7 protein-coding genes are annotated in these 10528 nt (G+C 45.9%); 2 read left to right on the forward strand and 5 right to left on the reverse strand.

Annotated features, from left to right (window positions below):
• Nucleotides 1–7: 7 nt before the first annotated feature.
• The 3 genes from tcdA to J4N42_RS10920 form a co-directional block, all read right to left on the reverse strand.
• Nucleotides 8–817, reverse strand: coding sequence for a tRNA cyclic N6-threonylcarbamoyladenosine(37) synthase TcdA (gene tcdA, locus J4N42_RS10910; protein WP_252027933.1), 810 nt, complete (start codon nucleotides 815–817; stop codon nucleotides 8–10).
• A gap of 86 nt (nucleotides 818–903) precedes the next feature.
• The gene (gene mltA / locus J4N42_RS10915) at nucleotides 904–2007 is read right to left on the reverse strand and encodes a murein transglycosylase A (protein ID WP_252027935.1); all 1104 of its coding nucleotides are present in this window, start codon (nucleotides 2005–2007) and stop codon (nucleotides 904–906) included.
• 69 nt (nucleotides 2008–2076) lie between these two features.
• Nucleotides 2077–2502, reverse strand: coding sequence for a DUF2850 domain-containing protein (locus J4N42_RS10920; RefSeq protein ID WP_252027936.1), 426 nt, complete (start codon nucleotides 2500–2502; stop codon nucleotides 2077–2079).
• A gap of 196 nt (nucleotides 2503–2698) precedes the next feature.
• On the opposite strand from J4N42_RS10920, the gene argA reads away from it, so the two are divergent.
• A complete protein-coding gene (gene argA / locus J4N42_RS10925; RefSeq protein ID WP_252027938.1) occupies nucleotides 2699–4036 on the forward strand; it encodes an amino-acid N-acetyltransferase in 1338 nt (445 codons plus the stop codon).
• 211 nt (nucleotides 4037–4247) lie between these two features.
• Nucleotides 4248–4433, forward strand: coding sequence for a hypothetical protein (locus J4N42_RS10930; protein WP_252027940.1), 186 nt, complete (start codon nucleotides 4248–4250; stop codon nucleotides 4431–4433).
• Nucleotides 4434–4498: 65 nt separating this feature from the next.
• Here J4N42_RS10930 and recD read toward each other — a convergent pair whose 3' ends face one another.
• Together recD and recB are read right to left on the reverse strand one after the other, a co-directional pair.
• On the reverse strand, nucleotides 4499–6640 hold the full coding sequence (gene recD, locus J4N42_RS10935) for an exodeoxyribonuclease V subunit alpha (RefSeq protein WP_252027941.1): 2142 nt from the start codon (nucleotides 6638–6640) through the stop codon (nucleotides 4499–4501).
• A 2-nt stretch (nucleotides 6641–6642) separates the two neighbouring features.
• A complete protein-coding gene (recB, locus tag J4N42_RS10940) occupies nucleotides 6643–10275 on the reverse strand; it encodes an exodeoxyribonuclease V subunit beta (protein WP_252027943.1) in 3633 nt (1210 codons plus the stop codon).
• Between the last annotated feature and the right edge of the window lie 253 nt (nucleotides 10276–10528).

The raw sequence follows: 10528 nt of genomic DNA on the forward strand, positions 1-10528 counted from the left end.
GCTAATATTACTTGCTGTATTTTTGGATAAGCTTTTCGACTATACGCGACACGGCGACAAAACCAAACGTCGCAGTCACAACCGTTGCAGCACCGAAACCACTTGCACAGTCCATGCGTTTAGGACCTTCTGCTGTTGATTTTACTCCGCATACAGATCCATCAGGCTGAGGGTATTTCAACTGCTCAGTAGAGAAAACGCACTCAATGCCAAATTTACGTGCTGGATTGGTTGGAAAGTTGTGATGACGACGCAACGTGTCTTTGATCTTCTTAGCGAGTGGATCTTGAATAGTCTTAGTCAAGTCAGCGACTTTAATCTGAGTCGGATCAACTTGGCCGCCTGCACCACCTGTCGTAATTACCTTTATTTTGTTACTGCGACAATACGCTAGCAAAGAGGCTTTCGCTCTTACACTATCGATCGCATCAAGCACATAGTCGTACTCTTTGCTCAAGTACTCGTGTTGATTGTCCGGAGTTATAAAGTCATCAATTAGATTCACTTTACATTCTGGGTTAATAAGCTTAACTCGCTCGGCCATCACTTCAATTTTGCTCTGGCCAACTGTCCCTGACATCGCATGGATTTGACGGTTGATATTAGTCACGCACACGTCATCCATATCAATTAAGGTTAACTCACCTACGCCCGTTCTCGCCAAGGCCTCAACCGCCCAGGAACCAACTCCGCCAATGCCAATGACACAAACATGAGCTGCACGCAGTATTTCCACTTCACTATTTCCGTAAAGCCTGCGAGTACCACCGAATCGTTGATCGTAATTTTCAGAAGCAGGAGAGTCGAGTTCACGCATATTGATTGTCCGCTCAGTACAAAAAAGAAGAGTGCGATTTATACGCACTCTTGATTAAAAAGTCTAGATGAGATCCTCACCGATGGTTATTGTAACTTTTCCGGTGGTAACGCCCAAGGGGCTTGTGTTGGAGAATCTTCAAGCCCTAGCTTCCAGACTCGGCCAAAGTGTTTGTAATGGCCCGCTTCAGTTCCAGCTCTTGGCCCCATACCATGGTAAAGGTCTAGGTGGTTATCTTTCACCGCACCGCCTGTATCCAACACGATCAAAATCCTTAGTTGGTGCGCGCCGCTCCAAGTACCATCAGTATTGAGCAGTGGCACTTCTGCAAGAATTGGGGTTCCCATAGGGAATATAGAGCGGTCACCGGCTACCGATGCCATTGGCAGTAACGGAATACCTGCCGACCCTGTTACTGGCGCATCAGCTCTCGGTTCAAAGAAAACAAATGATGGGTTCTGCTCAAGCAGTTCACGCACCGTCGCTTCGTCGTTCTCTAGAACCCACTCTTTAATCGCCTTCATCGACATTTTTTCGCGTGGGACTAAATCACGCTCAATCAATACTCTACCAATGCTGACGTAAGCTTTATTGTTTTTACCGCCGTAAGCGAAATACTCTAACGTATCGTCATCTTCAAAGTGAACAAAACCACTGCCTTGTACTTCCATTAGAAATGGGTCAATCATATTCGCTGCATAGCCAAGCTCTAGCCCCTTCCCTTCCAACGCTCCATCATAAATTTGAGCGCGAGTTGGACAATCGCTTTCACAATCCGGCATGGCATATACAGGGTATTTAAACTTTTCGTTTGGCGTATGACGAAGTTCCATCACTGGGGAAAAGTATCCAGTGAATAACACATTACCTTTTTTATCTCCGCCACCCAATTGCGCAGTTTGAATACCAAACTGAGCGAGTTCGGATGTATCACCACTTTGAAGCGCCCACTCACTGATCCGCTCATACAGTGGTTGGTAAATCTTCGCCATAGACGGCGAGTTGTTGATAACTTCTTCAGATTGTCTTTGGAACTCAGTAAAATCTTGCGGTTTATCTGAATCAACGGAGGTGACTTTATTTAAAGTGTTAGTGAACTCTTCATCTAAATATTGCTGAGCTCTATCGGTAGGTTGAGCACAGCCCGCGAGCAGGGCTGTGATGAAAATGGGTACTAGAGGCTTAATCACGAAAGTCATCCCTTTTAAATGATACAGCGAGGATGACAAACTCTAGGCTAAATCTCAATTACCTATTTGTTAACGAAGGTTATTTTTGTGTTTTTCTAACAAACGGAAGGTCGGCTGATAATAAGCGTCTGTGGCTAACTGCATTTCAGTGTATTGTTCGTTAAGCATTTCATATTTAAACGAGCCCTCACCAGTAGTAAAGCTAAGAAATTTTCCGTCAAAGACAAATTCTGTAGAGACAACCCCGCCTTGAATAAAAATACCTTCAGCACCAATAATGATCTCTTGAGCCGCGTATCCTGCTACATCTTGCTCAACCCAAGTCCCGTAAACGCTCTCTTGTGGTGGCCAGAACGATTGTGAAATCTTGTCGTAAAGTGAACCGAAGGTTGCGAGCATTAAGCCCAGCACCACTACAATTGCAGCTAGCACACTGATTTCTAACCATCTTTTCTTACTTTTTGGCGTACGCTTATCTGAAGCACTTCCGGCCATTAAAACCTCTTGGTATTGACACCATTACAAATACAAAAACTTACCGAGCCAGACACTATACGCTAACTGGGCCAACGAATGACAGAGCGCGGTGATTTTACGACGTTGTTATTCGTCACTCCCTTCAAAAAACACTTGCCACAAATGAATAAAAAGACAATATTATCGTATATAAATTCAATAAGAGCACGTTACGTTGAAAATTCGTAGTACCGCATTAGTTAAAGGGTTCCGTCAATCCGCTCCTTATGTCAACGCTCACCGAGGCAAGACCATGGTGATCATGCTAGGTGGTGAAGCCGTTGCAGACAATAATTTTACCAACATTATTAGTGATTTAGCACTACTTCATAGCCTTGGTGTAAAAATTGTTTTGGTTCACGGTGCTCGCCCACAAATTAATCAGATACTACAAGCTAACGCTCACACTACCCCATACCATAAAGGGGTTCGCATCACCGATGAGAAAGCCCTACAACTTGTAATGCAAGCTGCGGGACAACTCCAACTCTCTATCACGGCTCGTCTTTCAATGAGCCTCAATAACACCCCAATGGCCGGCACTCAGCTCAATATCGTTAGCGGGAATTTCGTTATCTCTCAACCTTTAGGTATAGATGACGGGATAGATTACTGCCACAGTGGGCGCATTCGCAGAATTGATATAGAAAGCATTAATCGAGCATTGAATCAAAATTCAATTGTCTTATTGGGGCCAATTGCTAGCTCTGTGACAGGCGATTCATTCAATTTATTGTCTGAAGAAGTGGCGACTCAAGTCGCTATCAAACTTAAGGCCGACAAGCTCATCGGGTTCTGCTCCGAGCAAGGGATCATCGACGAAAACGGTAATGCTATTGCTGAACTGTTCCCTAAAGAGGCAGAAAAAATCACTCAGCGCCTGCAAAACGACCGTAACCAAAACGATGATAACGCTTCGGGTACGCTTCGCTTCTTGCGTGCTGCAACTACTGCGTGCCGTGCTGGTGTGCCACGTAGCCACTTAATCAGCTACAAAGAAGATGGCGCTCTCATTCAAGAACTGTTCTCTTTCGACGGTATCGGTACTCAAATGGTCATGGCAAGCGCAGAACAAGTTCGCCAGGCGCAAATTGACGATATCGGCGGGATACTCGACCTTATAAGGCCACTAGAAGAGCAAGGTGTATTGGTAAGGCGTTCACGGGAACAACTAGAACAAGAAGTGCATCAGTTCACCATTATCGAAAAAGACGGGCTAATCATAGGTTGCGCAGCACTGTATCCTTATAGAGAAGACCGTATGGCTGAAATGGCGTGCGTCGCCATCCACCCCGAGTACCGCGATGGGAACCGTGGCTTACTGTTGTTAAAACACATGAAGCATCAATCTAAATCTCAAGGTATCGATCAAATATTCGTGCTAACAACCCACAGCTTGCATTGGTTCAGAGAACAAGGCTTCTTTGAAATAGGGGTCGAATCTCTACCAATGACTAAACAAAGCTTATACAACTATCAAAGGCGCTCTAAGATCTTGGCACTACAAGTCTGAGAAGAGTTATCGTGAAAGTCTTATCGATGAGACGAAAGAAATCGATTACAAACTTAAAGCTGACAAATCTTCACTTTATTTCATATAGCTGATTGGTTAGAATTTGAGCTCCTCAATGAGGAGCTCCCTTTCGGGGTCATTGGACTCTTTGCCTAACTCAGTTAGGCCCGCATGGATTGCCTTTAGAACGTCACTAATGAGCAAGTTGTCTATGAGAACCATCGTTTGTAACTCTGTCCAGAGTTTCTGGGATATGGCTGATAACCAGTTCCTTGAAGGCTTAGATGTGCACTGCGTTTTTCCAGTTAGCGAAGGCTTAAAAGCCTTTATCTTGAACTACCAAGAGCGCTACAAAATCAGAAGTATTTCCTTCACTAACGCATTTCAGCCATCATAAAAATTACGTAGCCAGGGATGGTTACTCACTTGCTACTCCCATTAAACACTCACAATTTCACTGTACTATGGTTTTGCAGATAGCCTAGCTATCAGACCACTCGCTCGCTCAGTTCGAACCTTAATTCCACGCTTCATCACTCGCTCATCGACGTATAAACTCAAACGTTTCTTCGCCCGCGTTATCCCTGTGTAGATCAACTCACGTGTCAGAATCGGAGTAAAGTCTGGCGGTAAAATCATCAGCGTATGCTCAAATTCGCTCCCTTGAGATTTATGAATCGTCATCGCATAAGCGGTTTCATGTTCAGGTACTCGGCTTGGTAACACTGACTTAACGCTACCATCTGGCAGTTCGAAGAAGACTTTTAATCTTGGCTCGCTTTCCGAATCATCCAACATACAAATGCCAATATCACCGTTGTACAAACCCAATGCGTGGTCATTTCTCGCCACCATCACAGGTCTACCGTGATACCAAAGCTCGTCTTGGGTTTGAATCAACTTTTTAGCTGCCAGTGCACGTTCAATACGCTGATTAAGCCCAGCAACACCAAAGTCGCCCTCTCGAATAGCACACAGCAAGCGACAGCGCGCAAACTGATCCAATACCGCTTTGGCCCGCTTCGCCATGGTTTCGACTTCGCCTGTTACTGAATCGAGTTGCTGCACATCAATTCGCTTAAGGTAATGGCTATACTCGGCAACCATAGTCTGCACCATTTGATTGTAGTGTTGGCTATCAATCGGAAACTTAGCGATATCAGAGAAATCTTTCTGCCAAACCCAATCAACTTTTTGCGCCGAACCAGCATTAATGGCTTGCGCTAATTGACCGACCCCAGAGCGAGCATCAAATCGATAACTCTTCTTCAGCATACACAAGCTATCGGCGATAGAAGGATGCGTATTCGTAGTGTGTGCCAATGTTTCAAAACCAGTTAAGCGAGCAATTTGAGCCGCTTGACCATGGCTGAAACCCAGTTGGCTGAATGAACAAATGTCCCCTAGCACTGCCCCCGCTTCTACTGATGCCAACTGATCTTTATCACCCAGTAGAATCAATCTGGCATGCTTAGGTAACGCATCGACCAATTTGTACATCATAGGCAGATCGACCATTGAGGCTTCATCGACCACCAGCATATCTAGGTGAAGTGGATTATCTCTGTTGTGTCGAAACTCTGAGCTGTTAGGCAGTGCACCGAGCAATCGATGTAATGTACTGGCATCAGTTGGAATGGCCTGTTTTAGTTCAGGTGCCACAGGTAACTCAGCCACAGCTTTACCAATCGACTCGGTTAATCTTGCTGCTGCTTTGCCCGTCGGTGCGACCAACTTAATCGTTGGCTGCTCAGCTTGAGCGTTTTGCTGCGATGAGCTTTGAGCTTGCTCAATCAAAGCGGCAAGTAGTTTGGTTACGGTGGTCGTTTTACCTGTTCCCGGACCACCAGAGATCACGGCAAACCTTTGACTCAGTGCAACCGCAGCTGCGACTTTCTGCCAATTCACACAAGCAGCCAAAGGGACTAGCTCGTCCAACACCGAAAGTTGCTCAATGTTCTTAGCGGCTAGGAGCTTTTGGTCTATGGCAGGCCAGTCTAATTTATCCTCTGCCACGACGTCTAGATGGTCACAAACCATACGCTGACGGTTCACAGGGGTAGAGTCACCTTCTTGCTGAGATTTATTAATACCTTCAAAGAGATAGCGATAGTTTCGAGCAAATAGATGCTCAAGAAGATTGGAAAGTTTTTGGACTTCATTAGGCTTTAGGATCATAGGTGACCCAAAGCTATTCAAACGCTCAGCCAAGGTCACTTCATAGTGCCAATAGCGGTGTAAATAGAGTCGCTCACCATCAAATATCAGGGGTAGAGCTTCACTCTCTTCGGCTGAGTTTTTAGTAACCAAACAAGAATTGTTGAGCAAGGACACCCAGTCAATCGCCACCAACGTTTGATTTAACTCTAACGCCGCTTCGCCAAACAAACCCAGCTTAGCAGCGAGATCGACAGGCTGCCCTTCTGCATCAAACAGCGGTAGGCAAATATGGCCTTTGCCAAGTTCGTGGCTGACGACTCCTGCAATAAAAGCGAGCTGATCACCCTGCGATTGGCTAGCGATAAAGCGGGCAAACTGATAATCAAGTTGTCTGATGCTGGATTTGTTTGCCAATTGTTTAAGCACAGAAATAAGAGTGGTCATGATTACAGTAGCTCCATCTGGCCAGCTTGATTCGTTTTCGCTTCGACACTTTGCCCATCGATAAGTCTGTCCATATCGTTAAGAAACTCTAGGCTTGGTTTGGCAGAGAAAATACCATGCTCACTTTCTCCATCCATCCCCCTAAGGAATAGATAGTAGACACCGCCAAAGTGCTGATCGTAGTCATAATCTGCGATTCGACTGCGTAAGAAGCGATGTAGCGCTAAGGCATAGATTTGATATTGCAGGTCATAGCGATGATCTGCCATGGCAGATTTTAGCGCCTCTCCGTGATAGAAACCGACCTCGTCTCCAAGGTGGTTCGATTTCCAGTCAAGGACATAGTATTTACCCTGATGCTCAAACACCAAGTCAATAAAGCCCTTCAACATACCTTGAACGGTATAAAACCCTAGGTCACCAGCCTTAGCAGATAAAGGATCATGACGTTGGATAACGCGATTTAATGCGGGCGCTGCCAATACCTCAATCGGTAGTAAGAATTCCATCTCAACTAAGCGTTGGCTTGGCCCTTTCTGGTTGAGTAGCAAAGATTTTCCATCCAGTGGTGTGGCTAACACGGTATCAATCAACTGCTGTAAAATCGGTAGCCAGCTTGGGTCTAGCTGCTCACTGTCGAGAAGATGAGTGATTATCTCAGTATTCGCTTCGCTAGTACTTGGCTCGGTAAATTCTACTTCTTCGAATAACGTATGCAGGAAAGTACCGGGTCTAGCGCCGCGCGGGAAAGTGAAGATGGATTGCTCTGGCTCAACTAACTCATCTTCATCGTGCTCATCGGAAGAATCAATATCAAGATGCATTAAATCGGTAAAGGCATCTGAGCTATGATGAGAGCTCTGTTTTACCAATCCAGAATAACTGGTAATTCGCCAATCTCGGTCAATTACACTTTGTAGCTCGCTTGCGGTTAAATTTTGCTGCTGCGAGGTATGGGCAACAAAGACCTCTTGTTGTGGCTCAGGTAAGTCGCTTAATCGCACACTTTCAAGCCCATCCACGTGCTGTTGAATAGCATTAGTGAGATCATTGATCCCCCCTTCTTTGCCATCTTGTAGCAAATACCCCATAGCACTGTGATGAACGCCGGTTGGTTCTTTAGTAGAACGACCGTTTCTCAATGGCGCAGCCCCAACAAAACAGCCATAAACGGCACGGGTAAGCGCTACGTAAATTAGGCGTAAATCTTCAGCAAGGCGCTCTTTATCGGCTTGCGCTAAAGAAGCATCTTGCCCAGTGATATCTAAAATGGTTTTGTCTTGTTGCTCATCGTAGTATTTTGCTTCGCTAGCCTCACGATAGCTGAGAACAAAAGGCAAGAACACTAGATCATATTCCAGACCTTTTGATTTGTGGATCGTCACAATTTGCACCAAATTACGCTCTGATTCCAAGCGCTGGATTTGGTCTTCGCTGCCACCTAAACCACTTTGTGCATCACTGATCGCTTGAGCCAACCAACGTAGTAAACCATGGTCACTATCGAGTTCCTGGCTTGCTTGCTGTAGCAGCTCACCGATGTGCATCAAATCCGTCAGTGCACGCTCTCCACCTTCTTCCTCTAGTAAACGCTCGGCAATATGTCGCTTACTCATAACACTGCGCAACATAGGTAGCACACCTCGCTGAGTCCAGAGCTTACGATACTCTTTAAACTCATTTATGGCGTTTTCCCACTCATTTTCATCGTTGTTGAGCTTATCTAAACTACCTGCATCGAGAGCAAACATTTCAGAAGCCAAGCTTGCTCGTAAGGCGCGATCATTTTCTGGCGTCAGTACAGCTTGCAATAAACGCTGAATATCTTGGGCGACAAGCGAGGTAAACACACTGTCTCGGTTTGATAGATAAACACTCGCAATACCTTGTTTGGCGAGTGCCTCTTTCACCATACGACCTTCATTACCGGTTCGAACCAGTACCGCAATATCACCCGCCTGAATCGAATGCTCTCCTTTGCCATCTTCACCTTTCCCATCAACAAAAAACGCTTGCTCATTTTGCGCAGCCGTAAGAATTGTTTGGATTTGATCCGCGGTAGCCTTAGACATCGCCTCTAGGTACTCACCTTTTGGTAATGGCTTCTCGTCGGCATCTTGCAACCAATAAGTGAGTGCGGGTTGCTTTTGACCACCGATAGTCCAAACGCGTTTATCCGCGTTGGGGCTAGAGTCGACAGGCAAGAATGGAATATCTTTATCGTAAATAAACGGGCTCGAAGGCAACTCAAAAATCTGGTTTACCGCACTGACCATATCTGCGCTAGAACGCCAGTTAGTACCTAGAGTGAAGTGCGACGAAACCTGATTACGCGCTTTGATGTAAGTAAAAATATCTGCGCCACGGAAGCCGTAGATTGCCTGTTTAGGATCACCGATCATAAACAAACCACATTCTGGGTTGTTCAAGTAAATACGGCTAAAAATGCTGTATTGAAGGGGATCGGTATCTTGAAACTCATCAATCATAGCGACCGGATAGAGAGTTCGAATTCGCTCTGCAAGTAGCTCAGATTCATCACCATCGATAGCCGCAGAGAGATTAGTCAGCAAGTCATCAAAAGAGAGCCACTGTTTCTGCTGTTTGGCTTTTGCCAACATCTCGCGACAATGTTCAATCGCATGAGCAAGAATTGGCGCTTTGAGACTGATTGGCACAGCAAGGAAAGCATCAATCGCTTCAAAAACAAGGTGCTGCGGCGCGGTGCCTTTCGGTGTTTTCTCAACCAAGATATTCTGGGCAAACTTCTCCAGTTTGTCTGGATAGTCATAGCCTGTCGTTTCTGTTGCCGCCCACACATTGACCGCTTCGAGCCAAGTTGGTAGAGACTTTTTGGTGTAACTGCGCTTGTTGACATCAGAGTCGCTAATCAGGGAAAAAAAGTCATCCTGATGCTCTCGCCATAGCGACTTCAACTCATCGATACGCTTTAGGTTTTGTTGGTGTAAGTCCGCTAGACTGCCACTCATCGCAGCAACAGATAAGCTCAGTGGCGCACCAGTCAGGTAGTTAGTCACATCGCGCAGTAAATCAGACGGGGCATTCCAGATTCGACGCACCTCTCCTGCTAAATTCAGCGGCAAAGGATAGAAATTACGTCGCCAGTAATCGGCAACAATCTGCGCTTTGAGGTGACTCTCATCGGTCACAAATTCGTTGTTAAAGCGACTGCCTGACTCAAACGCATTTTGGGTCAACATACGTTGGCAAAAGCCGTGGATGGTATAGACCGCGGCTTCATCCATTTGCCTTTCCGCTTGCAAAAGGATCTCCGCGGCTTGTTTGTGGTCACTGAACTCATCAAGTAAAGGCTTAATCACAGGGTCGCTACTTTTACCTCGGGCAAAGGCAAGACGAGCATCATGAATACGAGCGCGGATTCGGTCTCTAAGTTCTGCGGTTGCCGCTTCCGTAAAGGTCACCACTAAAATCTGGTCGACCGTCAACGCCACCTGATGTTTGGTCTCGGATGTACCGTGACCGAGAAGCAACCTTAAGTATAAGCCAGCGATAGTAAAGGTTTTACCTGTACCCGCCGATGCCTCAATTAATCGTGCACCGTGCAAGGGAAAAGTCATGGCATTAAGCGGAGTAACCATTGACGTTGCTGTCATAAAATATCTGCCTTTTTACTGAAATAGCAGGACCCAAATGTGATCCAGACTCTAAAACTCAAACTATCAATACAAGCTATTGAATTATTGGGAGGGGGTGAGATCTTTCTCACGGTACGTCCACACCCAAATCGCTACTATGCGCGCCATGCGTTGAGCAACTTTGAACTTGAATGAACAGTCCACTCACGAGTTGCAACAAACCCACCGAATAATGGTCCCTCTGACCTGTGGCCGTACAGCGAACGCCCTA

It is taken from the genome of Vibrio sp. SCSIO 43135 (genome assembly GCF_023716665.1).
In the GTDB taxonomy this organism is placed as follows: domain Bacteria; phylum Pseudomonadota; class Gammaproteobacteria; order Enterobacterales; family Vibrionaceae; genus Vibrio; species Vibrio paucivorans.